The sequence below is a fragment of the Sphingomonas sp. BL-S-28 genome, from assembly GCF_055521515.1.
Window position 1 is genome coordinate 968,440 of the sequence record NZ_CM145484.1, and the last position, 25,291, is coordinate 993,730.

Consider the following 25,291-nt stretch of genomic DNA (forward strand, 5'->3'; position numbering starts at 1 on the left):
ACGATCGGGAGCGAAGCGTTGAGCGAAGGACAAGTTGCGGGCGCCGGTGGCGCGGGCGCGACAAATACTGCAGCAAGGGTGCAGGGCGCCATCGCCCGCGCCGCGCAGGCGACCGGGGTGGATTTCCGCTACCTGCTGGCGCAGGCCAAGCTTGAATCGAGCCTGGACCCCACGGCGCGCGCCTCCACTTCCAGCGCGACCGGCCTTTTCCAGTTTACCGACGGAACCTGGCTGCAGACGCTGGGCCGCCACGCGGCGGATCACGGCATGGCTTGGGTCCAGCAGGCGATTGCCGGCGGGCAGATGACCGACCCCGGCATGCGCGCGCAAGTCATGGGTTTGCGCTACGATGCTGATGCCTCGGCCATGATGGCCGCCGAACTCGCCAGCGACAACAAGGCCGGCCTCACCGCGCAGCTGGGGCGGGAGCCGGACGCGTCCGAGCTTTATCTGGCCCATTTTCTGGGAATGGGCGGCGCCGGCCAGTTCCTTTCCGCGCTCTCTGCCGACCCGACGCAGAGCGCGGCTTCCGTCCTGCCGCGCGCGGCGGCGGCCAATCCCACGATCTTCTACGGCAATGGCGGCGCGCGCAGCCTTGGTGACGTGATGACGCTGATGCGGGGCAAGGTCGAAACGGCGATGGGCACCGGTGATGGATTGCCCTCCATCGACATGCTGGCCGCATCCGCCAGCCCGCGTATCGCCTATGAGGCGGTGTCCCAGCCGCCGGAGATGCCGATGGGACCGGTCGCCCGCGAATTTCACCGCCGCGCCGGGGATGCGCCGCAAGCCGCGAAATCGGGCGGCGGCACCATGGCGGAAGCGCTGCAAAGCATGCTTAACGCCACCGGCACCGCCGCGCCTGCCCATGTGCGCGCGGCCTATGCCCGTCTCGCGGGGCTCGGCCTGTGAACCGGGCCCTGCTCAACCGCTTCGGCAATCCGGCAGCGGCGGCGCTGCCGGCGGGCATCCTGACGCTGATCGTGCTGATGATCGTGCCGGTGCCCGCCTTCGTGCTGGACGTGTCGTTCGTGCTGAACATCGCGCTGTCGCTGGCCGTGCTGATGGCGGCGATGAACGCGCAGCGGCCGCTGGATTTCTCCTCCTTCCCCTCGGTCCTGCTGTTCGCGACGCTGCTGCGGCTGGCGCTGAACGTCGCCTCCACCCGCGTGGTGCTGGTCCACGGGCACGAGGGTGAGGAAGCCGCCGGCAAAGTGATCGAAAGCTTCGGCAAGTTCCTGATCGGCGGCAATTTCGCCGTCGGCATCTTCGTCTTCCTGATCCTGATCATCATCAACCTTGTGGTGGTGACCAAGGGCGCGGGCCGCGTTTCGGAAGTGTCCGCGCGGTTCACGCTGGATGCCTTGCCCGGCAAGCAGATGGCCATCGACGCCGACCTTGCCGCCGGGCTGCTGACCGCCGATCAGGCACGAGCCCGCCGCCGCGAAGTGGCGACCGAGGCCGATTTCTATGGATCGATGGACGGCTCTTCCAAGTTCGTGAAGGGCGACGCCATCGCCGCGCTGCTGATCCTGGGCGTGAACATCGTCGCGGGCTTCTGCCTGGGCATGATCAGCCACGGGCTTTCGGCGGGCGAGGCGGCGCAGACTTACATCACTCTCGCCATCGGTGACGCGCTGGTGGCGCAAGTGCCCGCGCTGCTGCTGTCCATCGCCGCTGCCGTCATCGTTACCCGCGTTGCCGACGATCGGCTGGGCGAGGGGCGCGATCTTGCCGCCCAGATCGGCGGCCAGTTCGCTTCCCCGGCGACATGGCTGCCGGTGGGCGTGGTGCTGGCGGCGATCGGCATGATCCCGGCCATGCCGCAGACGGTGTTCCTGCCGGCTGCAGCGCTGGCGCTGTGGATCTGGCACACGATGCGCAAGCGGCAGATGCTCGCAGCCGAGCCTGTTGTGGAAGCGCCGCCCGCCGCCGACCCTTCGCGCATCGATCTGGAGGACGTTTCCGATCACACGCTGGTCACCATCGAGCTGGGCTATGGCCTTGTCCAACTGGTGGACGAGCGGCGCGGATCGCCGCTGGTCAGCCGCGTCACCGGCGTGCGCAAGCAACTGAGTCAGGCGTTCGGCTTTATCATCCCGCAGTTCCGCGTGCGCGACGCGCTGGACATGCCGCCGCACGAATACCGCGTCATGCTGGGCGGTGTGAATCTGGGCGGTGCGGTGATCCGGGCCGACCGCGTGCTGGCCATCGATGCGGGTGAGGCGCGGGCGAACCACACCCTGCGCGGGGAGGCGACACGCGATCCCAGCTTCGGTTGCCCGGCGCTGTGGATCGATCCCGCCTCGCGCGATCATGCCATCGCCGAAGGGTTCCTGACCGTGGACGCCGGCACGGTGATCGCCACGCACCTGAACCAGTTGCTGGCCGAACGCCCGCAGGACCTGCTGGGGCCGGACGAAGTGAAGGCACTGGTCGATTCGCTGAAGGTCCATTCGGCCGGGCTGGTGGAGACGGTGCATCCGCAGCCGCTCTCGCTCGCCGCGCTTACCCGGCTGCTGCGGGCCTTGCTGGAAGACGGCATTCCCATCGCGCACCCGCTGCCGATCTTTGCCAGCCTTGGCCGCGCGTTGCAGCAGACGGTGGAGCACGACCGGCTGGTCGATCTGCTCCGCGCCGATCTGGGTGCGCTGATCGTCGGCCGCGTCTGCCCGCCCAGCGAGCGGTTGCCGGTCATCACGCTCGACGCCGGGCTCGAATCCGCGATCATTCAGGGGATGCAGGATCCGACCACCGGCCAGCCGGTGATCGAACCCGACCTTGCCCGCATGATCGGGGAGCGCATCGCCGCGTTGATCGCCGAACGGGGGAGCGACGCGACGCCGCTGGCGCTGGTGGTCCAGCCGCGCGCGCGGCGGGCACTGGCGGCGCTGCTGCGGCTGCGCGCGCCGGGTTGTCTGGTGCTTTCCATCGCCGAATTGCCGCCGACCCAGCCGATCGAGGTGATCGACGTCGTCGGCGCACCGGTTCCCGAGCGGGGCATGGCGGGCCTGCCGCACCCCGATTCCGACAACGACCAAGCCGAAAGCATGGCTGCATGAAACAGGATCAGAAAGGATTTGCCGTTCTGGGCGCCTATGGCAGCCGTGTTGCCGGTGCCTATCAGGGCGACGTTGCCGACCGCGTGCGGCGCTTCCTGCCGATGGTGCGGAGGCTGGCCTGGCATGTCCACGGCTCCGGCCGGCCGGGGATCGAGGTGGAGGATCTCATCCAGGCGGGCCTCGTCGCGCTTACCGAATGCGCGCAGAAGCATCAGGGGCCGGGCGAGGACGGTTTCGCCGCCTATGCCAAGATGCGCGTGCGCGGGGCGATGGTGGACCTGATCCGCCGCACCGTGCCGATGTCGCGCGGGGCCAATGAGCGGCGGCGACAATTGGCCGAGAAGGAACGGGACTTGCGCGGCACATTGGGCCGCGAGCCGCACGCCCACGAACTGGCGGAGGCGATGGGGATCGACGAGGCGGAACTGGCCGGTCTGCGCGATTCCAGCCAGCCGTTGCGGTTCGATTCGATCGACGAGACCTATTCGGATCAGAACATGGCCTTCGCCGACGACCGGCCGGACAGTCTGGAACTGCTGGCGGACGAGGAACTGCGCGCCGGGGTGGTCGAGGCGATTTCGCAGCTGCCGGAGCGGCTGATGCTGGTGGTGCAACTCTACTTCGTGGAGGAGCTGAATCTGGCCGAGATCGCGGGGGTGCTGCAAGTCTCGATCCCGCGCGTGCACCAGTTGAAGGCGCAGGCCCTGGGCAAGTTGCGCGAGAGTCTGGAGGGTGTGGCGGAGGTTTTGTGAGGGGACGCCTCGCCCATCCGCCCTCGTCATTGCGAGCAGTCGGTTTAGAATGAGGGCACTATCAAACGCCTCAACCGCACACCTCACTCGTCGCCCCCGCGAAGGCGGGGGCCCCGCTTGTTCTTCTGCGCCGCAAGAAGGAAGCAGGGTCCCAGCCTTCGCGGGGGCGACGGGGTGTTTCGGGGTAGATTGGTGTGTAGCGGTAAGTGGTGACGGCAGAGCCGTCTCCGACCTTACCCGAGGTAGATCCCAGTCGGATTGCCGGTCACGCCCGATTCCACTTCAAACAGCGCACCGTCGAACTCCGATTCCGGCAGGCCCTTGGACGCCGAAGTCACGAACATGCGGTCGAGGTTTTCGCCGGCGAAGGCGATGTTGGTGATGCGCTTGGCGGGCAGTTCGATCGAACGTTCGCGCGTGCCGTCGGGGGCGAAGCGGGTGATCTTGCCGCCGTCCCAGTGGGCGACCCAAAGGAAGCCCTCTGCATCGGTGGTCATGCCGTCCGGATAGCCGTCCTCTTCGGAGAAGCGGATGAATTCCTCGCGGTCATGCGCGCTGTCCGGCGCGCCGTTCGCGTCGAGCTTGAAGCGGTAGATCGTCCGCAGCGCCGAATCGGTGTGGTAGAGCCACTGGCCGCAGGGCGAGAAAGCCGGGCCGTTGGGCACGACATAGCCGGAATCGATCACCTGCCAGTCGCCTTCGGGAGAGAGGCGGTAAAGCGTGCCGATGGCGTTCTCTTCGGCCATTTCCAGCGTACCGCACCAGATCGCGCCGTGGCGGTCGGCCTTGCCGTCGTTCATGCGGTTGCCGGGCAGGTGGGGTTCGGGATCGTTGCGCTCGGAAATGGTCAGCGGGTCGAGCGTGATCTGGGCGACGCCGTCCTGAAAACCGCCGATCAAGCCGCCTTCCGCGCGCGGGGCGACCCAGCCGAGCCGGGCAGGCATGTCCCAGCGGGTGACGGTATTGTCAGACAGGCTCAGGCGGTTGAGGGCAGGGGCGAGAATATCCACCCAGTAGAACGCGTTGTCACGCGCGGACCACAGCGCGCCTTCGCCCAGCGTGTCGCGGACGTCGCGATCGATCTTGCGCCAGAGTGTCATCCCAAGTCTCCCTAATCGTCGGTTCGCTGATCTGGATACGGTTCCGGCCCACTCTTCCACCAGCCCCCTGCCTTGTGCAGACTCGGTGGCAGGACCAGTGGGAGAGTGGGCCGGGACCCGCCCGGAACAAGTCCCGGGCAATTTTGTGCGATAGCGGGGCCGAAGCCCCGTTATCTCTTAGTGGTTGTCGCGCGGAAGGCCCTTGGTCTGGGCGATGCGCTGGTACTTCTCGGCACCTTCGAGGATCGCGCCGGTGTCCATCTGGCCCACGACCGAGCGCTGGATTTCCTGCCACGGGGTCTGCGAAGCCGGGTAGGCATAGCCGCCCTTGGCTTCCAGAGCTTCGCGGCGGGCGCTCAGTTCCTCGTCGGAAATGAGCACGTCCACGCGGCCCTTCTTCAGGTCCATGCGCACGCGGTCGCCGGTTTCCAGCAGGGCCAGACCGCCCATCGCCGCCGCTTCAGGCGAAGCGTTGAGGATCGAGGGGCTGCCCGAAGTGCCGGACTGGCGGCCGTCGCCGATGCACGGAAGCGCGGTGACGCCTTCGGTGATCAAATAGGCCGGCGGACGCATGTTGACGACTTCCGCCGCGCCCGGATAGCCGATCGGGCCTGCGCCGCGCATGAACAGCAGCGTATCGGGCGTGATGCCGGTGGCCGGATCGTCGATGCGGTGGTGATAGTCCTCGGGACCGTCGAACACCACGGCCGGGCCTTCGAAAGCGTCCGGATCTGCCGGGTTCGACAGGTAGCGGTCGCGGAACTCCTTGGAGATCACGCTGGTCTTCATGATCGCGGCGTCGAACAGGTTGCCCGACAGCACCAGGAAGCCCGCTTCCTCGACCAGCGGCTGGTCGAAGGTCTTGATGACGCGATCGTCCTCGATCGTGGCATCGCGGCAGTTGTCGCCCATGGTCTGGCCATTGACGGTCATCGCGCCCTCATGGATCAGGCCCTGCTTGATCAGCTGCGCGACCACGGCCGGCACGCCGCCGGCACGGTAGTAGTCTTCGCCCAGGTATTCACCGGCGGGCTGCAGGTTCACCAGCAGCGGGATCTTGTGGCCGATGCGTTCCCAGTCCTTCAGCGGCAGATCCACGCCGATGTGGCGGGCGATCGCGGCAAGGTGGATCGGGGCATTGGTCGAACCGCCGATGGCGGCGTTGACGGCGATGGCGTTGTGGAACGCTTCCAGTGTCAGGATGTCCGAGGGTTTCAGATCCTCGTGCACCATGTCGACGATGCGCTTGCCGGTGCGCCATGCGCATTCCTGGCGGTCACGATAAGGCGCGGGGATCGCGGCCGAACCGGGCAGCATCATGCCGAGGGCTTCGGCGAGCGAGTTCATCGTCGTCGCCGTGCCCATGGTGTTGCAGTAGCCGGTCGAGGGGGCCGAGGACGCGACGAGCTTGATGAAGCCCTCATCGTCGATCTCGCCCGCTGCCAGCATCTGGCGGCCCTTCCACACGATCGTGCCCGAACCGGTACGCTCACCCTTGTGCCAGCCGTTGAGCATCGGGCCGACCGACAGGGCGATCGCCGGGATGTTCACGGTGGCCGCCGCCATCAGCAGCGCCGGGGTGGTCTTGTCGCAACCGGTGGTCAGCACCACGCCGTCGAGCGGGTAACCGTAGATCGCTTCGACCAGGCCGAGGTAGGCCAGGTTGCGGTCAAGGCCGGCGGTCGGGCGCTTGCCGGTTTCCTGGATCGGGTGGACCGGGAATTCGATGGCGATGCCGCCGGCTTCGCGGATGCCTTCGCGGATACGCTCGGCAAGCACCAGGTGGTGGCGGTTGCAGGGCGACAGGTCGCTGCCGGTCTGGGCGATACCGATGATCGGCTTGCCCGAGCGAAGCTCTTCCAGGCTGAGGCCGAAGTTCAGGTACCGCTCCAGATAGAGCGAGGTCATGTCGATGTTTTCGGGATTATCGAACCAGGCGCGCGAGCGCAGCTTGGGGCCAGTGCTAGGGGGCGTCTTTTCGGTCATGGGGCGTTCGTTTCGTTCTGTCAGCGCGAAGAGGTGGTAACGCGGTAGATCATGACATGCTTGTACGGCTTGCCGGGATCGACGCGGGTGGACGGGAAATTCGCGTGGTTCGGCGAATCCGGGAACTTCTGCGGTTCCAGTGCGATGCCGTCGCCCATGCGATAGAGGTGGCCGTTCTTGCCGATGAAAGTGCCATCGAGGAAGTTGCCGGCATAGAACTGGACGCCGGGTTCGGTCGTCAGCAGTTCGAGTACGCGACCCGAAACGGGATCTTCAAGACGGGCGGCGAGTTCCGGCGTCTTGGTCACGCCCTTGTCGAGCGCGAAGTTGTGGTCGTAGCCGCGGCCCATGACGATCTGCTCGTCCTTGCCGTCGCGGATGCGTTCGCCGACGACGGTGGCCTTGCGGAAGTCGAATGCGGTGCCGGTCACATCGCGCAGTTCGCCGGTCGGGATCAGCTTGTCGTTCACCGGGGTGTAGTGGCTCGCCGGGATCGTCAGCAGGTCCTGGATGGCGTCGCGCGGGCTGCCTTCGCCGGCCATGTTGAAGATGGCGTGGTTGGTCATGTTGATGACCGTGGGCTTGTCCGTGGTCGCCTCGAAGACGATCTGCAGGTTGCCCTTCTCGTCCAGCGAGTAGGTCACTTTGGTCTTCACCGTGCCGGGATAGCCCGAATCGCCATCGGGGCTGACGAGCGTGAAGACGGCCGTGGCGACGGGACCGGACTTGATCGATTCGACCTTCCAGTTCTGCACGTCCCAGCCCTTGCCGCCGCCGTGCAGCGACTGGCCGTGGTCGTTTTGGGGCAGCTGGTAGGTCTTGCCGTCCAGGCTGAACTGGCCGTTGGCGATGCGGTTGCCATAGCGGCCGATGGTGGCGCCCCAGTAGTTCGGGCGCGTTTCGTAGCTGGCGATATCGTCATAGCCCAGCAGCACGTCGGCCACCTTGCCATCGCGGTCGGGCGCGTTCAGCTTCCAGAGCGTGGCGCCGAAGCTGAGGATCGTGGCGGAAACGCCGTTGCCGGCCTTCAACGTCACGGCGGTGACGGCGCTGCCGTTGGAAAGCGTGCCGGCAGGGGCCTGCGAGGCATCGGCGGCGAAAGCCGTGCTCGGTACGAGGGCCGGCATTACGCAGGCAAGAGAAAGCGCAGAAGAAGTCACAAATGCCTTGCGCAGAATCCCCATTCCCTTAGCTCCCATTCTGATTTCTGTGTGCGTTCGAATCTTGATGTGAATGGTCGCCGCCAGCCGCGAGAAGCCATTGACGGAGACGTTCAGCGCATATAGTCCGACAAATAGAAAGAGCGCAAGCTGGTTTGCCACAAGCACCCGGCAGTTCTGTTATGAGAGGATAGACATGCCCCCAGTGGTATCATCGGCAGATGCCCCCGTGGCCCATGCGCCGCAGGCCGGCGTTCGCTACGGCCCAGCGCTTGCGCTGCTCGCCAGCCTTTTCTTCATGTGGGGCTTCATCACCGTCATCAACAACACGCTGCTGCCGCACCTGCGCGCCGTGTTCTCGCTCAGCTACACCCAGACGACGCTGATCGAATCGGTGTGGTTCATCGCCTACTTCTTCGCCTCGATCCCCTCGGCCAAGCTGATCGAGCGGGTTGGCTACCAGAAGTCGCTGGTGATCGGGCTGCTGATCATGGCAGCCGGCGCGGTGGGCATGATGGCGGCTGCCAGCATCCCGTCCTACGGCGTCACGCTGGTCATGCTGTTCGTGATCGCCAGCGGCATCACGCTGCTGCAGGTCGCCGCGAACCCCTACGTCGCCGTCGTCGGCAAGCCCGAAACCGCTTCCTCGCGCCTCAATCTGGTGCAGGCGCTGAACTCGATGGGCACCATGCTGGCCCCGATGTTCGGTGCCTACCTGATCCTCGGCCGTTCGAAGAGCGGTACGGCCGCTGCCGGCACCGTGCTGACCGAAGCCGAACGCATGGCAGACGCACACTCGGTGATCCTGCCTTACGCGCTGGTCGCGGTGGTGCTGGTGATCCTGGCGGTCGTGATCGCCAAGTTCCCGCTGCCGGCGATGAAGTCGGCCTCGTCCGACGACAAGGCGAAGCGCAAGGGGCTGATCAATCCGGAACTGTTCAAGCACCGCAACCTGGTGTTCGGCATCCCCGCGATCTTCATCTACCTGATCGCGGAAATCGGCGTCGCCAACCTCTTCGTGAACTTCGTCAGCCAGCCCGACATTGCCAACCTGACGCATGAGCAGGCCGGCAACTACCTCAGCTTCCTGTGGGGCGGCATGATGGTCGGCCGTTTCGCGGGCTCCGCGATCATGCAGCGCTTCGATGCGGGCAAGGTTCTGGCGTTCTTCTCGGTCGGCGCCTTCGCGGTCATGATGATCACCGTCTTCGCGCACGGTCCGGTCGCCATGTGGTCGCTGATTCTCGTCGGCCTGTTCCACTCGATCATGTTCCCGACCATCTTCACGCTAGGCATCAAGGGCCTTGGCCCGCTGACCGAAGAAGCTTCGGGCCTGCTCGTGATGGCGATCGCCGGTGGTGCGCTGGTGGTTGTGCAGGGCTGGCTGGCCGATACCTACGGCCTTCAGACCTCGTTCCTGCTGACCGCGATCTGCGAACTCTACATCCTGTTCTACGCCCTCTGGGGCAGCAAGACCACGCATGCGGAGCCGGATCTGGTGCCCGCTGCGGCGGAGTGACGCTTCGCTGTAAGCGATAATGAAAAAGGCCACGGCGAGTGATCGCCGGGGCCTTTTTCTATGGTGAGTCTGCCTCGTCATTGCGAGCGCAGCGAAGTAATCTAGGGGCCGGTTTGCGCCGCTCTGGATTGCGTCGCTGCGCTCGCAATGACGAGGGGTGGCATTGGGGCGAGTGAAGCTTCCGTCCTCAAACTCCGTCGCCCCCGCGAAGGCGGGGGCCCGCTGCCTTTCTCCACGCCTGAAGAAAAGCGTCATCCCCGCCTTCGCGGGGATGACGGATATTGAGTTGCGAGCGGCGGAGCTCTGCTGGTTGGCGTGGTTTTGGTCGTAATAGATGGATTGGTCTTGGACAGAGGGAGCAATCACCCCCCGTCCGGCTGCCCCATCGCGCTGCGGGTATCCTCAAGCGCCAGATCGACCAGCACGTTCATTGCCTCTGCCGCGCCCGCCGCATCGCCCGCCGCGATGGCGTCGTAGACGCGCACGTGGTCGGGGATCGGGTTGCGGGGCAGGGCGCGGGCGCGCTGCTTGAACTGGGTGGTCCAGTTCACCGCCGCCCCGATCGAGGCGCTGAGCACCAGCAGGGCGTCGTTGCGCGTCGCCTGCAGGATCGCATTGTGGAAGTCGCGATCCGCCGCGCGGCCGGCCTCGGTGGTGAGGGTGTGCCGGCGCATTGCCGCCAGCGCGTCCTTCATCGTCTTGAGGTCGTTCTTGTCGCGGCGCTGCGCGGCAAGGCGGGCAGCGGCGGGTTCGACGATGGCGCGCAGCTCGAACAGGCTGCGCACGAATTCGATGTCCGGCTCCCCCGCGAAGGCCCAGCCGAGCACTTCGGGATCGAGCAGGTTCCAGCGATCGCGGGGCAGCACGCGCGTTCCGGCCTTGGGGCGACTTGCCACCAGACCCTTCGCGGTGAGCACCTGAATGGCTTCCCGATAGGCGCTGCGCGACACCTGGAGTTCCTCGGCGAAGGCAACTTCACCAGAAAGAATGTCCCCGGGCGCATATTTGCCGGACAAGATTGCCGTTCCCAGTTTATGGGCGATTGCACCGTGCAGGCGGCGGCCCGGACCCCGGGCCTCGTCGGCCGGCCTTGCACTTTCTTCATCGTTCACGAAATTGGCTTCTGACACTGTTATTGGCACCTCCCGCAGGGAACGTAACAGCCCTTCTCACATGAAGGAACGACAAACATTGCGTTTCTGATGCGCTGGGAATATGTCGGAGTAAATAGGGAGACCCCAAATGACCGAATTCCGTTCCATCGTGGCCGCAACCGGTGAGCCCCAGGGCGAACCGCTGGCCGTGAACGGCACTGCCGATGTCGCTGCCGCCTGCGCCGCAGCCGCCGCGGCCTTCGATACCTACCGCGCGACCGACCGTGAAACCCGCGCTTCGTTCCTGGAGCGAATCGCTGACGAGATCCTCGCCATCGGTGAGCCGCTGATCGAGGCCTACATGGCCGAGAGCGGCCTGCCGCGTGCGCGCGGTGAGGGCGAGCGTGGCCGCACCATGGGCCAGCTGCGCATGTTCGCCGATGTCGTCCGCAAGGGCCAGTGGCAGCAGCTGCGCATCGATCCGGCCCTGCCGGACCGCGCTCCGCTGCCCCGTCCCGATCTGCGCCTGCGCATGATTCCGGTCGGCCCGGTCGCCGTGTTCGGCGCATCGAACTTCCCACTCGCCTTCTCGACCGCCGGTGGTGACACCGCTTCGGCGCTCGCCGCCGGTTGCCCGGTCGTGGTCAAGGGCCACCCGGCCCACCCGATCACCGGCAGCCTGATTGCCGCCGCGATCACCAAGGCAGTCAAGGACGCCGGCCTTCCCGAAGGCGTGTTCCAGCACCTCGTCGGCCCGTCGAACGAACTCGGCGCCGCGCTGGTTCAGGATCCGCGCATCGCCGCTGTCGGCTTCACCGGCTCGCGCGGTGGCGGTCTCGCCCTCGCCAAGCTGGCACAGGCCCGCGAAGTGCCGATCCCGGTCTATGCCGAAATGTCGAGCATCAACCCGGTCCTGCTGCTTCCCGAAGCGCTGAAGGCGCGCGGCGAAGCGCTAGGCACCGCATTCGTCGGCTCGCTGACGATGGGCGCCGGCCAGTTCTGCACCAATCCCGGCCTGATCCTGGCCGTCGAAGGTGAAGGTCTGGACGCATTCGTCGCTGCCGCCACCGGCGGCGTGTCGGAAGCCAAGCCGCAGACCATGCTCACCACCGGCATCGCCGCCGCATATGCCAAGGGCGTGGAAGCGCTCGAAGGCAACGCGGGCGTCGAAACCATCGCCAAGGGCGAAGAAGGCAGCAAGACCACCGGCGGTGCGATCCTGTTCCAGACCACGGCCGCGCAGTTTCTGGCGGACAAGGCCATCGGCCACGAAGTGTTCGGCGCTGCCTCGATCGTCGTGCGCTGCAAGGACGAAGCCGAACTCGCCGGCCTGCTGGAAGGCCTGGAAGGCCAGCTGACCGCCACCCTGCACATGGACGCTGCCGACGAAGCCGCTGCTTCGCGCCTGCTGCCCGTGCTGGAGCGCAAGGTCGGCCGTATCCTCGTCAACGGTTGGCCGACCGGCGTCGAAGTGTGCCACGCGATGGTGCACGGCGGCCCGTTCCCCTCGACCACTGACCCGCGCACCACGTCGGTCGGCAGCCTTGCGATCGACCGCTTCCTGCGTCCGGTCAGCTACCAGAACTTCGCCCAGGGCCTGCTTCCGGCAGAACTGCGCGACGCAGCCTACGGTGACGGCGCCCCCCGCCTGATCGACGGCACGCTTACCCTCTAATCAGTCCAACCCAACCGCCGCGGCGCGCTCCCCCAAGAAGGCGCGCCGCGGATCGGGCTAAGACGCCCCGGGAGAGATCCATGACCTACCTTCGCCTGCTCCAGCATCGCGCGCCTGACGGCGTGCGCTCCGTCATCCTTGCCGAGGGCGATGCCGCCCATTTCCTTCAGGGCGTCACCACCACCCGCGAACTCGCACAGCGCGCCATTGCAGATGGCGTGACGCTGGCCGAGGCCGCCAAGGCTTGCGCTGCGGGCGAAGCGGTCGATATCGCTGCCGAATTCGCGGCCGGCACCCTGCTGGCCCCGATCGACCATGACGATTCGGCTCACCTGCTGATGACCGGCACCGGCCTGACGCACCTCGGTTCGGCCGAAGGCCGCAACAAGATGCACGCCGCCGCCGCCTCGGGTGAGCACGTCACCGATTCCATGCGCATGTTCCTTGAAGGTCTGGAAGGCGGCAAACCCGCTGCTGGCACCGAAGGCCAGCAGCCGGAATGGTTCTACAAGGGCGACGGCCAGCTGCTCGTCGGCCCCGGCGAAGCGCTGACCATGCCGTCGTTCGCCAAGGACGGCGGCGAAGAACCGGAACTGGCCGGCATCTACCTCGTCGGTGAAGACGGCACCGTGTACCGCCTTGGCCTCGCGCTCGCCAACGAGTTCTCGGACCACGTTACCGAGCGTCACAACTACCTCTGGCTCGCCCACTCGAAGCTGCGCCAGGCCGCGCTTGGCCCGGAACTGCTGCTCGGCACCCCGCCGGAGAAGATCGAAGGCACCAGCAAGATCGTGCGCAATGGCGAAACGATCTGGGAAAAGCCCTTCCTCTCGGGCGAGGCGAACATGTCGCACACGTTCGCGAACCTTGAGCACCACCACTTCAAGTACGACCTGTTCCGCCGCGCCGGTGACGTGCATGTCCACTTCTTCGGCACTGCCACGCTCTCGTTCAGCGACGGTGTGACGACGCAGGAAGGCGACGTGTTCGAGATTTCGGCCGCGCCGTTTACCCTGCCGGTCGCCAACCCGGTGGCCCGCGCTGCCGCCCCGGCCGCGCCGACCATGACCGTGAAGGCGCTCTGAGCCATGGATCCGATCCGCATTGCCATCGTTGGCGTGGGCAAGATCGCCCGCGACCAGCACATCCCCGCGATCGAGGGCAACCCGAACTTCAGCCTGGGTGCCACGGTCAGCCCGCATCATCGCGGCCCTGAAGGCATCCCGCACTTCAGCAATCTGGAAGACCTGATCGAGAACGGTCCGGCGATCGACGCGGTGGCGCTCTGCACCCCGCCGCAGGTCCGTTACGATCTGGCCGCGCTGGCGCTGTCGAAGGGCATGCACGTGTTCCTCGAAAAGCCGCCGGGCGCCACGCTGTCCGAAGTGGCCGCGCTGGAAAACCGCGCCGAGAAGGTGGGCGCGACGCTGTTCGCCTCGTGGCACTCGCGCTACGCTGCCGGCGTTGCCCCGGCCCGCGCCTGGCTCGCCGAGCGCACCATCCTCAGCGCCAAGATCATCTGGCGCGAGGACGTGCGCGTCTGGCATCCGGGTCAGGACTGGATCTGGGAGCCGGGCGGCCTTGGCGTGTTCGATCCGGGCATCAATGCCCTTTCGATCGCCACCCACATCATGCCGCGCCCGTTCTTCCTGAAGGAAGCGACGCTCAGCCTGCCGGCCAATCGCGCGGCGCCGATCGCCGCCGATATCGAGTTCCGCGATACCGCCGGGGCCGAAATCCACATGGACCTCGACTGGCGCCAGACCGGCCCGCAATCGTGGGACATCGTGGTGGAGACCGATGCCGGCACGCTGAAGCTGGCCAATGGCGGCGCCGTGCTCACCCTGCCCACCAGCACCGAGCACAATGAGGACATGGAATATCCGGGCCTCTACGCGCGCTTCGCCAACCTGATCCGCGGCGGCCGCAGCGATGTGGACATCGCGCCGCTGCGCCTGGTTGCCGACGCATTCCTGCGCGGCAAGCGCGACCTCGTCGAAGAATTCCACGACTGATATCCCAGGGAGGGGACTGAAAATGTTGAAGGCGCTTCGCCTGACCACTGCCGCCGTCCTGCTGAGTGCCACCGCGCTCGCAGGCATGGCCCCGACCGTGGCCCATGCCGATACCAACGGCCAGCCGACCACCGCGACGATCGAAGCCGACAAGCCCGGCCCGGTCTACCACAAGGAAGTGTTCACCCAGTTCGCCGAGCATCTTGGCACCGGGATCTACGGCGGCCTGTGGGTCGGCAAGAACAGCAAGATTCCGAACACCAACGGTTTCCGCAACGACGTCGTCACCGCGCTGCGCGAACTGCAGGTGCCGGTGATCCGCTGGCCCGGCGGCTGCTTTGCCGACGAATACCACTGGCGTGAAGGCATCGGCGCGCCCAACAAGCGCCCGGTCAAGGTCAACACCCACTGGGGCGGTGTGACCGAGCCCAACGCCGTGGGCACCCACGAATTCTTCGAACTGCTGCGCCAGGTCGGCGCGGAAGCCTATATCGCCGGCAACGTCGGTGACGGCACCCCGCGCGAAATGGCCGAATGGGTCGAATACATGACCGCGCCCGCCGGCTCGCTGGCCGACGAGCGCGCGCGCAACGGCCACAAGGAACCGTGGAAGGTCGCCTACTTCGGCGTCGGCAACGAGTTGTGGGGTTGCGGTGGCAACATGCGCCCCGAATTCGCCGCCGACGAGACGCGCCGCTATGCGACTTTCGTGAAGGCCCCGGCCGGCACCAAGATTATCAAGGTCGCCTCGGGCGCCAACGTCGACGACTATAACTGGACCGAGACGATGATGCGCGTCGCCGGCGGCAATGTCGACGGCCTTTCGCTCCACTACTACGTCCACCCGGCCGGTGGCTGGCCACCGCGTGCGCCCGCCGTCGATTTCGACGAGCATGGCTGGGCCGACGCGCTGAACGGCGCGCGCCACATGGACGAACTGATCACCAAGCACTCGGCGATCATGGACAAGTACGATCCGGCGAAGAAGGTCTTCCTCGCGGTCGACGAATGGGGCGCCTGGTACGCCCAGGATCCGGGCACGCACGTGGGCTTCCTGCGCCAGCAGAACACCCTGCGCGATGCGCTGATCGCCTCGGTCCATCTGGACATCTTCGCCAAGCATGCGGACCGCGTGCGCATGACCGCTATCGCCCAGATGGTGAACGTGCTGCAGGCGATGATCCTGACTGACGGCAGCAAGATGGTGCTGACGCCGACCTACTGGGTCTTCGACATGTACAAGCCGTGGCAGGATGCGACGGTGCTGCCGATCCAGATCAAGTCGCCGTGGTATGCGAAGGACGAATTCACGATGCCGGCCGTCAGCGGCTCGGCCGTGAAGGGCAAGGACGGCAAGATCCATGTCGGCCTGTCGAACCTCGATCCGAACCAGTCGAACACGGTGACGATCAAGCTCGACGGCGTTTCGGCAGGGGCCGTCACCGGCAAGATCCTGACGGCACCGGCGATCAATTCGCACAACACCTTCGACGCGCCCAGCGTGGTGAAGCCGGAGGCGTTCTCGGGCGCGAGCGTTCAGGGCGGCAATCTTGTCGTCACCCTGCCGGCCAAGTCGGTGGTAGTGCTCGAACTGCAATGAGCGTTAAGCACGTTCTTGGTGACTGGGGTACTACCCGTCTGCGCTTGTTCCGCATGGCGGATGGTGACGTAGACGCCCGGCTCGATGGGCCGGGCGCGCTCGCCGGCGATGCCGAGGGCGCGCTGGCCGAAAGGCTGGACGTGTGGAAGGCGGAAGGGGCGCTGTCCGAAGTCGTGCTGTGCGGCATGGCCGGCGCTCCGGGCGCGCTCGTCGCGGCAGGCTATGCGGCCTGCCCGGCGGACGCGGCCCACTGGCTGTCCTCGCGCACCCGGCTCGAAGTGGCCGGTATTCCGGTCTCGGTACTGCCGGGGCTGAGCTGCAAGGATTCCGAGGGCGTGCCCGAAGTGATGCGGGGCGAGGAGGCGCAAGTCTTCGGCGCCCTCGCACTCCATCCCGAACTTGCCGTGGGCGAACATCTGATCGCGCTGCCGGGCACCCACTGCAAGTGGGTCTCGGTGGTGAACGGCACCATCGTCGGTTTCCGTACCCACCCGACCGGCGAACTCTTCGCGCTGCTGGCCGGCCAATCGACGCTGACCGGGCCGGATACGCTCCCCGATGGTACTTTGGGGCAGGGCACATTCGACGATGGCTTCGCGCGCGGCGTTGAGCGCTGCGAGGAACCGCTGACCGGCGCGCTGTTCGAAGCCCGCGCCGCGCGTATGCTCGATGGACGCTCGAAAGACTGGTCGCGCGGTTATATCTCCGGTCTGCTGATCGGCGGCGAAGTTGCCGCGCAAGTGCCGACCGGCATTACGGTGGTGCTGATCGGCGATCAGGCGCTTGTGGCGCTTTATGATCGCGCGCTGGCTGCCCGTGGCTGCACCTCGCGCAAGATCGATGGCGATGCGGCGGTCCTCGCCGGGCTCGCCATCGCGAAAGGACAGAAGGCATGAAGATCGAAGACGTTCTGGCCGCAGGCCATGCGCCCGTTGTGGCGATCCTGCGCGGCATCCAGACCCATGAAGCGGTCGCCATCGGCGAAGCGCTGGTAGAAGCCGGCGTGCGCATCATCGAAGTGCCGTTCAACTCGCCCGATCCGGCCGGCTCGATCGGCGCAATGGTGCAGGCGCTGGGCGACCGCGCGGCCATCGGCGGCGGCACCGTGATCGGCACCGATCTGGCCGAAACGCTGGCCGGCGTCGGCGGCACTTTCATGGTTTCGCCCAATGTCGATCCGGCGGTCATCAAGCGTTCGATCGAACTCGGCATGGATGTCCTGCCCGGTTTCCTGACGCCCACCGAGGCTTTCGCCGCCGTTGCGGCAGGCGCCAGCGACCTGAAGCTCTTCCCCGGCTCGGTGCTGGGCAGCAGCTACATCAAGGCGATCCGCGAAGTGCTGCCTAAGCACAGCCGCGTCTGGGCGGTGGGCGGCGTGGGCGCTGCCAATGTCGCGGAATACCGCGCGGCGGGCGTCTATGGCATCGGTGTGGGCGGCAGCCTCTACAAGCCCGGCTTCGATGCCGCGACGGTCGGCGCCAAGGCGGCCGAACTGATCGCCGCATGGAACGCGGCCGGGGGCTGAGCATGATCCGCAAGTTCTCGTTCCTGCTCGGTCTCACTGCCTTGGGGCTGACCGGTAGTGTCGGCGCCCAGCAGACTGACGGCGCCCCGACGATCAATTCGCAGATGTCCGGCGACCTCGTGGTCCACGATCCGGTCATCATCCGCGAGGGCGACACCTACTACGTCTTCTCGACCGTGGGCCGCTATGTCGGCATCAAGACCTCGAAGGACCTGAAGGCCTGGAAGGACGCGGGCTCCGTCTTTGCGGAGATTCCGGCATGGGCCAAGCAGGCCGTGCCCGGCACCGAAGGCATCTGGGCGCCGGACATTTCCTACGTGAACGGCGAATACCGGCTCTATTACTCGGTCTCGACCTTCGGCTCGAACCGCTCGGCCATCGGCCTTGCGACCAGCAAGACGCTCGATCCCAAGGCCAAGGGCTATGGCTGGAAGGATCAGGGCCTTGTCGTCATGTCCACGCATGACGATGACTTCAACGCCATCGATCCGAACTTCGTGCAGGACGATCAGGGCCGCCAGTGGCTCACGCTGGGCAGCTTCTGGAGCGGGATCAAGCTGTTCCCGCTCGATCCGAAGACCGGCAAGGTGGCGCCGGGCACCGAGCCCTATTCGATCGCCCGCCGTCCGGCCCCCGCCGGCGGTCCGGCCCCGATCGAGGCGCCGTTCATCATCCCGCATGGAGGATGGTACTACCTGATCGCGTCCTACGACTATTGCTGCAAGGGCGTGAACAGCACTTATTACACCGTCGTCTCGCGATCGAAGAAGATCACCGGCCCCTACAAGGGCAAGGACGGCAGCGACATGATGCAGGGCGGCGGCACGATCCTGCTGCGCGCCGATCTGGAGGAGAAGCAGCGCTTCCGCGGCCCCGGCCACGCCGGCGCCTTCACCGACAAGGACGGCACGACCTACCTGGCCTACCACGCCTACGACAAGACCGCCGAAGGCCGCCCGACGCTGCGCATCGCGCCGATCGTCTGGGGCGCCGATGGCTGGCCCGTGGCGCAATACTGAGACCCACCAGCTGACACCCCGGCTTTCGGGCCGGGGTGTCCTTTTCCCCGGAGCGATCCGGAACACCCCCAACGAAAACTCTGGAGAGGACACCATGAACTTTTCCATGTCACGCCGGGCCTTTGCCGCTTCGGCGGCGCTGCTGCCTATCGCCTGTTCGAAGGCGGGCAAGACGGCCGGCGATGCCACTTCCGAAGCCGCCGATCAGGCCGCTGCCCCGGTGCCGGTGAACCCGCTGGTCAAGAACCGCGCCGACGCGCAGGTGTTCCGCCACGACGACGGTTACTACTACATGACCGGCTCGGTGCCGGAGTACGACCGCCTTGTCCTGCGCCGTTCGAAGACCGTCGCCGGCCTCTCCACCGCCGAGGAACGCGTACTGTGGCGCCATGAGAAGACCGGCCCGATGTCCGGCTTCCTCTGGGCGCCCGAACTGCACCTGATCGACAACCGCTGGACCATGTACTTCGCGGCCGGCCCCAGCGGCGGCGGCGAAGACGTGTTCCGCATCCGCACGTATGCCGTGGTCTGCGACGGGCCCGATCCGATGACCGGCAAGTGGAGCGTGCTGGGCGAATTCAAGGCGCCGTGGGACAGCTTCAACCTCGATTCCACCAGCTTCGTCCATCGCGGCCAGCGCTACTTCGCCTGGGCGCAGCGCGAGCCGGGCATCGAGACCAATTCCAACCTCTACATCGCGCCGATGAAGGACGCGCTGACCCTCTCCGCCGCGCCGACGCGCCTTTCGGTGCCGACGCTGGACTGGGAAATCCGCGGCTACAAGGTCAACGAGGCCCCGGCCGTGATCGAAAACGCCGGCAAGCTGTTCATGACCTACTCGGCCAGCGCCACCGACGCGCGATATTGCCTGGGCATGCTGTCGATCGATGCCGAGGGCGACCTGATGGACGCCAAGGCCTGGACCAAGTCGCCGCAGCCGGTCTTCGTCACCAACCGCGAAACCTCGGTCTACGGCCCCGGCCACAACAGCTTCACGGTGGACGAGAAGGGCCGCCCGCTGCTGGTCTACCACGGCCGCGATTACGAGAAGATCGAAGGCGATCCGCTGTTCAATCCGGACCGCCACACCCGCGTCCAGCGCCTCTATTTCGACGACAAGGGCGTGCCCGATTTCGGCGTGCCGGTGGGCAATGGCCCGCTGCCGGAGCGCTTCCTCTCGGTCGCCCGCCCGGGCACCTACATGGCGCATGAGGGTACCAAGACCACTGGCGCCAAGGTGCCGCTGCCGCAGACGCAGTTCCGCTCGATCGACGCGGGCGACGGCACGGTGATGCTCTCGCCGATCCTGCTGCGCGACCAGTGCCTTGTTCCGCAGGCCGACGGCACCGTCGCCATCGCCCCGATCAAGGCGACCGGCGCGCAACCCGGTGCCGAGAAGTTCCGCCGCACCGATGCCGGCGGCGGCGCTGTACGATTCGTTTCGGCAAGCGACGCCGGCAAGTCGCTGACCGGCACGCCGGAGGGCCTGCGCCTCGCCGCCGGCCAGGACGCCGCCAGCGCCTGGAAGGCTGACTAATCAGATAAAAGTCAGACAATCTCCGCTGCATGACGCACCCTTGGGGCGGCATGTAGCGGAGATCTGCGGCCATTGTGCCACACTCGTTTCAGCTTTTTTGCAACGTGATCGCTTTTCCGCTTGCGCACGATTAGTCCGACTAATAATTAGTCAGAGTAATCGGAAGGGGCATGGTATGGGCCAGCCCCACATGGGAGGGTTGATCCATGGCGCTTAAGCCATTTGCTTTCTGCACGGCATCCGTTCTCGCGCTCGGCCTCGCCAGCGTCGCTCAGGCACAGGATGCGGCCCCGCAGACCACCGCCGACGATGCCGCCGCACCCAGCAGCGAAGACATCATCGTCACCGGCGTCCGCGCCTCGATCGTCGGCGCGCTCAACGTCCGCAAGAACAACATCCAGATCGTCGATTCGGTCGTCGCCGAAGACGTGGGCAAGCTGCCCGATAACAACGTGGTCGAAGCACTGCAGCGCGTCACCGGTGTGCAGGTTACCGACCGCGCCGGCGGCGAAGCGGCCACGATCACCATTCGCGGCCTTTCCGACCCGCTGACCACGCTGAACGGTCGCAACGTCTTCACCGCGACCGGCCAGTCGTTCGCGCTGCAGGATATCTCGGCGAACCTCGTCAAGCAGATCGACGTCTACAAGACCCGTTCGGCCGACCAGATCGAAACCGGCCTTGCCGGCCAGATCGACGTGAAGACCCGTCGCCCGTTCGATTTCGACGGCTTCGCGATCTCGGGCCTCGTGCGCGGCATCTACAACGAGCAGGCCGACAGCTACAACCCCAACGTCGCGCTGCTGGTCAGCGACCGCTGGGAAACCGGCATTGGCGACGTGGGCCTGCTGGTTAACGGTTCGTGGAGCAAGACCAAGTACCGCAACATGTCGACCACGGCCGGCGCCATGGTGCCGTTTGCAACGGAAACCCCGCCTGCCGGTTCGGGCCTTGCCCCGCTGGAGCGCATCTTCTCGGGCTGGCAGCCGGGCCTGAACTACGGCCTGCCGACCGCGCCGGGTTCGACGATCAACTACAACGGCGTTGACGTTCCCTATTACCTGTCGCGCGATGCGGCCTTCTCGTCGGACCTTTATGGCGAGCGTGAGCGTCCTTCGTTCAACGTCGCCCTGCAGTGGGCGCCGAACTCCAGCTCGGTCTACACCGCCGAAGTGTTCTATGCGGGCTTCCGTGGGCACACCTTCAACTCGCTGCAGTTCAGCTTCGTCGACTATTGGGCCGATCCGCAGGCGGTCGAGCTTTATGACGGCACGAACATCGTCAAGTCGCGCGTCGCCAACGACGTCTATGGCTTCAACAGCGGCGATTATTCGACCAACCGTACCGACAGCCTTATCTATGCGCTGAACGGTCAATGGGATCTGGGCGATCGCGGCAAGATCATCGGCGACGTCGCCTACCAGACCAGCACCAACAAGACTTCGTTCATCGCCATGCGTACCGATCGCGTCGCGGACCAGATCGCGGTCGATTTCAATGCTGGCGGCGGCATTCCGTCGTACCACTTCAACGACGATTCGCAGCTGACCGATCCCAGCCAGTGGAACGTGGCGCAGCTTTACGACAATGCCAGCAAGGACAAGGGCAGCGCCATCACCGGCACGCTCGATGGCTACTACACCTGGGACGAAGGCTTCATTCGTCGCATCAAGGCGGGTATGCGTATCGACGACCGCAAGGCGTCCAACTACGTCCGCACGCAGGATGCCGCCGGTCTTGGCGTGCCTCTGTCGTCGTTGCCGGAAGAAGCCTGGTTCACCAACTCCGGTTTCATGAAGGGCATTGCCGACGTGCCGCGCAGCTGGGTGCTCCCGAAGGGCAGCTGGGTGCACGACAACGCCGACTATGTGCGCGGTCTCTACGGCCTGCCGACCTCGGATGCGCTCTCGCTGGCGAAGACCTTCGACATCGACGAAGTGACCATGTCGGCCTACGTCATGGCTGACGGCGAACTGTCGATCTTCGGCCGCCCGCTGCAGCTTGAAGGCGGCGTGCGCTATGTCTCGGTGACCACGAACTCGAACTTCTACGACCGCTACAATAACGGCGCTCTCACGAAGTCCGGCGCGCAGTCGGAAAAGTTCCTGCCGAACTTCACCGCCCGCTACGAGATTACGCCGACCCTGCGCCTGCGCTTCAACTATGGCGAAACGCTGCGTCGTCCCAACTTCGCGGATATCAACCCGAACTACTCGCTCACGGGTGACCTTACCAATGTCGGCTACGGCAGCGGTTCGGCGGGTACGGCGAACCTGAAGCCGACCCACTCGAAGAACTATGACCTTGCACTCGAATGGTACTTCGAGCGCAACAGCGGCATCTTCGTGACGGGCTTCCGCCGCGAGATCCAGGGCCTGGTCGTGCCGCTGACGGTGATGGAGCACATCCCCAACAACGGTATCGTCGCCGGTGCGACCGACAACTTCGCAATCACCCGTCCGGTGAACGCGTCGAACGGCGTGCTGAAGGGCGTGGAAGTGGGCGTGACCTACTTCCCGAACTACCTGCCCAGCATCCTGAACGGCCTTGGCTTCCAGGGCAGCGCTACGGTGCTTGATTCGAAGCAGAACATTCCGCTGACGGACTCGGCCGGCAACATCACCGGCGAGAGCACGTCACAGTTCTTCAACGTTTCGAAGTTCTCGTACAACGCGACGCTTGCTTACGATCGTGGTCCGTTCAACGCCCGCGTTTCCTACGTCTGGCGCAAGGGCTTCCTGCATAACAACGAAGCTCGCCTCTTCGCCAACCCGATTGGCGTCTGGTACCAGCCGGAAGAGAGCCTCGACATGCAGCTGACCTGGAACGTCACCAAGGACATCGGCCTGACGTTCGACGCGACGAACCTGACCAAGTCGAAGCAGCAGAACTACTACAAGTTCGACAACGTGGGTAATGCCCAGCAGTTCAACCTGGGTACGCTCCAGCTGGCGCGCACCTTCGCGCTGGGTGCCCGCTTCACCTTTAAGTAAGACGTACCAGCAACCCGCGACGCATCGCCATTCCGCGTCGTGGGCTGCTTCGGGCGGCCGGTTTTCCGGGGTTTCCTCTCCCAACACACCCCGGGGACCGGCCGCTCTTGTTTTTTCTGATTGATGGCTGCCAGACGCTCGCCGGACCATGAAAGGGTAACGATGCGCGGAAATCTACGGACGATCCTTGCCACCGCGGCGCTTCTTGCCACGGCGGCCAGCCCGCCGGTTGCCGCCCCGACCGTCCCCGCTTCGGCCAGCCGCAAGGCTCCTCCAAAGCTCGATATCGCCGCCATCGCCAAGGCCCGCTTCGGCAATGACGCCGCTTGGTATCAGCAGCGCATTCCCTTCTTCGAAAGCGCCGATCCGAAGATCGATGCGGTCTATTACTACCGCTGGGGCCTGTTCCGCGCGCACCAGCGCGACCTTGGCGCGCAGGGCTACATCACCACCGAATTCGCGGACGATGTGGGCTGGCAGCGAGAGCCTTTCGCCAGCCTCAACGATGCCAGCGGCTTTCACATCGCCGAAGGGCGCTGGCTGAACGACCGCCGCTTCACCGACGACTACGTCAACTTCATGTACGAAGGCGGCAACGACCGCCACTTCACCGACTACATGGCGGATTCGGTTTGGGGCCGTTACCTCGTCGATGGCGACAAGCAGGCACTGCTGGCCAATCTCAAGACGATGCGCCACGTCTACCGGCTGTGGGATGAGAAGTACGACTTCTCCAAGGGGCTCTACTTCGTCGAGCCGCTGCTGGATGCCACCGAGTACACCGTCTCCTCGATCGACGCGTCGGGCGGCAAGGACGGGTTCCGGGGCGGCGACTCCTTCCGTCCCTCGATCAACAGCTACATGTTCGCCAATGCCCGCGCGCTCTCGAAGATGGCGGAACTGGCCGGCGACACCGCGATGGCGAAGGAATATGCCGAGCGGGCCGAAGCGCTGAAGGCGCATGTGCTTCAGGACTTGTGGAACCCCGCACTGGGCCACTTCGCCGATCGCTATCAGGTCAATAACGAGTTCGTGAAGTACTGGGACCCGATCCGCAATCGTGAGCTGGTCGGTTATCTGCCCTGGATGTTCGACATGGTGCCGGACGATGGCAAGTATGCCTCGGCTTGGTCGCACCTGCTCGATGCGAATGGGCTGGCGGGCAAGGCCGGGATGCGCACGGTCGAGAAGGGCTACGAATATTACATGCGCCAGTATCGCTACCTCGGCGATGCGCGCGAGTGCCAGTGGAACGGCCCGATCTGGCCTTACCAGACGACGCAGGTCTTGGCGGCGATGGGCAACCTTCTGGACCATTACGACGATCACGGCCCGGTCACGCGCAGCGATTACATGCGGATGCTGCGCCAGTACACGCAGCTGCATTATCAGGGCACGCGGCTGGACCTGGAGGAAGACTACGACCCGGAGACGGGCAAGCCGATCGTCGGGCTGGACCGCAGCCATCACTACTTCCACTCGGGCTACAACGACCTGATCCTGACCGGCCTTGTCGGCATCCGCCCGCGCGCGGACGATGTGCTGGAAGTGAACCCGCTGCTACCCGCCGCCGGCGATGCGCAGGCGTTGAACTGGTTCCATATCGAGCGCGTGCCCTATCACGGGCACGAGGTTTCGGTGACCTGGGACGTCGATGGTAAGCGTTACGGGCGCAAGGGGCTGACGGTTGCGGTAGATGGTGCGGAAGTGGCCCATCGCGACGAACTCGGCCGAATCGAGGTGCCGCTGGCGCGCAAGGCCAATGCGCCGATCGTGCGCGAGACCAACCTTGCGGTGCAGCTGGTACGCAGCAATTTCCCCAAGGCGTCGGCCTCGTCCGGCACCGAGGCGGAGAACCTGCACGACGCCATCGACGGCCGCGCGTGGTTCTATCCGGAACTTCCCAATGGTTGGGATTCTGCCGCCGGGAAGCTGGACCAATGGTATGCCGTGGACTTCGGCAAGCCGGTCACGCTGGGCAGCGCCGAACTGGCCTTTTTCGCCGATGGCGCAAAGTTCGCCGCGCCGCGCAAGGTCGTGGTGGAGGCATGGGTGGACGGTCGCTGGCAGCAGGTCGCGGCGCCTTCAGCCGCACCGCTCGCCAACGGTGTGACGCGGCTTTCGTGGTCGCCCGTTACTGCAGAGCGGCTGCGCGTGACGATGACGCCGGCCAACGGCAAGGCGATGCGCCTTGCCGAGATCAAGGCCTTCGCGGGTGGAAAAATTTAACCTTACTTACGTGTAAACCCCTGTT

At 65.6% G+C, this 25,291-nt stretch carries 18 protein-coding genes; 14 read left to right on the forward strand and 4 right to left on the reverse strand.

The window, feature by feature from the left end; translation table 11 throughout:
* Positions 1–18: 18 nt before the first annotated feature.
* The 3 genes from ACZ1JC_RS13300 to ACZ1JC_RS13310 all read left to right on the forward strand — a co-directional run bounded on the left by ACZ1JC_RS13300 (position 19) and on the right by ACZ1JC_RS13310 (position 3,814).
* Positions 19–912 carry a lytic transglycosylase domain-containing protein gene (locus ACZ1JC_RS13300; RefSeq protein WP_465136405.1) on the forward strand — a complete coding sequence of 298 codons (894 nt, stop codon included), beginning with the start codon at positions 19–21 and terminating at the stop codon, positions 910–912.
* A gap of 77 nt (positions 913–989) precedes the next feature.
* On the forward strand, positions 990–3,062 hold the full coding sequence (locus ACZ1JC_RS13305; protein WP_465138606.1) for a flagellar biosynthesis protein FlhA: 2,073 nt from the start codon (positions 990–992) through the stop codon (positions 3,060–3,062).
* Positions 3,059–3,814 carry a sigma-70 family RNA polymerase sigma factor gene (locus ACZ1JC_RS13310; RefSeq protein WP_465136404.1) on the forward strand — a complete coding sequence of 252 codons (756 nt, stop codon included), beginning with the start codon at positions 3,059–3,061 and terminating at the stop codon, positions 3,812–3,814. The genes ACZ1JC_RS13305 and ACZ1JC_RS13310 overlap by 4 nt, the downstream gene beginning before the upstream one ends.
* Positions 3,815–4,047: 233 nt before the next feature.
* Here ACZ1JC_RS13310 and ACZ1JC_RS13315 read toward each other — a convergent pair whose 3' ends face one another.
* The 3 genes from ACZ1JC_RS13315 to ACZ1JC_RS13325 all read right to left on the reverse strand — a co-directional run bounded on the left by ACZ1JC_RS13315 (position 4,048) and on the right by ACZ1JC_RS13325 (position 8,027).
* Positions 4,048–4,914 (reverse strand): SMP-30/gluconolactonase/LRE family protein, encoded by an 867-nt coding sequence (locus ACZ1JC_RS13315; RefSeq protein WP_465136403.1) that lies wholly within the window; start codon positions 4,912–4,914, stop codon positions 4,048–4,050.
* Between the two features lie 177 nt (positions 4,915–5,091).
* Positions 5,092–6,900, reverse strand: a complete 1,809-nt coding sequence (locus ACZ1JC_RS13320; protein WP_465136402.1) for an IlvD/Edd family dehydratase — start codon at positions 6,898–6,900, stop codon at positions 5,092–5,094.
* Positions 6,901–6,920: 20 nt separating this feature from the next.
* Positions 6,921–8,027, reverse strand: a complete 1,107-nt coding sequence (locus ACZ1JC_RS13325; protein WP_465136401.1) for an aldose epimerase family protein — start codon at positions 8,025–8,027, stop codon at positions 6,921–6,923.
* Positions 8,028–8,256: 229 nt separating this feature from the next.
* On the opposite strand from ACZ1JC_RS13325, the gene ACZ1JC_RS13330 reads away from it, so the two are divergent.
* Positions 8,257–9,579 (forward strand): sugar MFS transporter, encoded by a 1,323-nt coding sequence (locus tag ACZ1JC_RS13330; protein WP_465136400.1) that lies wholly within the window; start codon positions 8,257–8,259, stop codon positions 9,577–9,579.
* Positions 9,580–9,941: 362 nt separating this feature from the next.
* Here ACZ1JC_RS13330 and ACZ1JC_RS13335 read toward each other — a convergent pair whose 3' ends face one another.
* Positions 9,942–10,715 (reverse strand): FadR/GntR family transcriptional regulator, encoded by a 774-nt coding sequence (locus ACZ1JC_RS13335; protein WP_465138605.1) that lies wholly within the window; start codon positions 10,713–10,715, stop codon positions 9,942–9,944.
* 106 nt (positions 10,716–10,821) lie between these two features.
* On the opposite strand from ACZ1JC_RS13335, the gene ACZ1JC_RS13340 reads away from it, so the two are divergent.
* The 10 genes from ACZ1JC_RS13340 (at position 10,822) to ACZ1JC_RS13385 (ending at position 25,266) form a co-directional block, all read left to right on the forward strand.
* Complete coding sequence (locus ACZ1JC_RS13340) at positions 10,822–12,348, forward strand: aldehyde dehydrogenase (NADP(+)) (protein ID WP_465136399.1); 1,527 nt, start codon at positions 10,822–10,824, stop codon at positions 12,346–12,348.
* An 80-nt stretch (positions 12,349–12,428) separates the two neighbouring features.
* Entirely contained in the window at positions 12,429–13,433 is a 1,005-nt protein-coding gene (araD1, locus tag ACZ1JC_RS13345; RefSeq protein WP_465136398.1) for an AraD1 family protein, read from the forward strand.
* A gap of 3 nt (positions 13,434–13,436) precedes the next feature.
* On the forward strand, positions 13,437–14,363 hold the full coding sequence (locus tag ACZ1JC_RS13350; protein WP_465136397.1) for a Gfo/Idh/MocA family protein: 927 nt from the start codon (positions 13,437–13,439) through the stop codon (positions 14,361–14,363).
* Positions 14,364–14,385: 22 nt separating this feature from the next.
* Positions 14,386–15,963, forward strand: coding sequence for an alpha-N-arabinofuranosidase (locus ACZ1JC_RS13355; protein ID WP_465136396.1), 1,578 nt, complete (start codon positions 14,386–14,388; stop codon positions 15,961–15,963).
* Positions 15,960–16,859: a 2-dehydro-3-deoxygalactonokinase gene (locus ACZ1JC_RS13360; RefSeq protein WP_465136395.1), complete on the forward strand. Its 900-nt coding sequence runs from the start codon at positions 15,960–15,962 to the stop codon at positions 16,857–16,859. The genes ACZ1JC_RS13355 and ACZ1JC_RS13360 overlap by 4 nt, the downstream gene beginning before the upstream one ends.
* Positions 16,856–17,488 carry a 2-dehydro-3-deoxy-6-phosphogalactonate aldolase gene (locus ACZ1JC_RS13365; RefSeq protein WP_465136394.1) on the forward strand — a complete coding sequence of 211 codons (633 nt, stop codon included), beginning with the start codon at positions 16,856–16,858 and terminating at the stop codon, positions 17,486–17,488. Before ACZ1JC_RS13360 ends, ACZ1JC_RS13365 begins: the two co-directional genes overlap by 4 nt.
* Before the next feature lie 2 nt (positions 17,489–17,490).
* Positions 17,491–18,507 carry an arabinan endo-1,5-alpha-L-arabinosidase gene (locus ACZ1JC_RS13370; protein WP_465136393.1) on the forward strand — a complete coding sequence of 339 codons (1,017 nt, stop codon included), beginning with the start codon at positions 17,491–17,493 and terminating at the stop codon, positions 18,505–18,507.
* A 94-nt stretch (positions 18,508–18,601) separates the two neighbouring features.
* Positions 18,602–20,044 (forward strand): glycoside hydrolase family 43 protein, encoded by a 1,443-nt coding sequence (locus ACZ1JC_RS13375; protein ID WP_465136392.1) that lies wholly within the window; start codon positions 18,602–18,604, stop codon positions 20,042–20,044.
* 206 nt (positions 20,045–20,250) lie between these two features.
* Positions 20,251–23,037, forward strand: coding sequence for a TonB-dependent receptor (locus ACZ1JC_RS13380; protein ID WP_465136391.1), 2,787 nt, complete (start codon positions 20,251–20,253; stop codon positions 23,035–23,037).
* Positions 23,038–23,199: 162 nt separating this feature from the next.
* Positions 23,200–25,266 (forward strand): MGH1-like glycoside hydrolase domain-containing protein, encoded by a 2,067-nt coding sequence (locus ACZ1JC_RS13385; RefSeq protein ID WP_465136390.1) that lies wholly within the window; start codon positions 23,200–23,202, stop codon positions 25,264–25,266.
* The last annotated feature ends 25 nt before the right edge of the window (positions 25,267–25,291 follow it).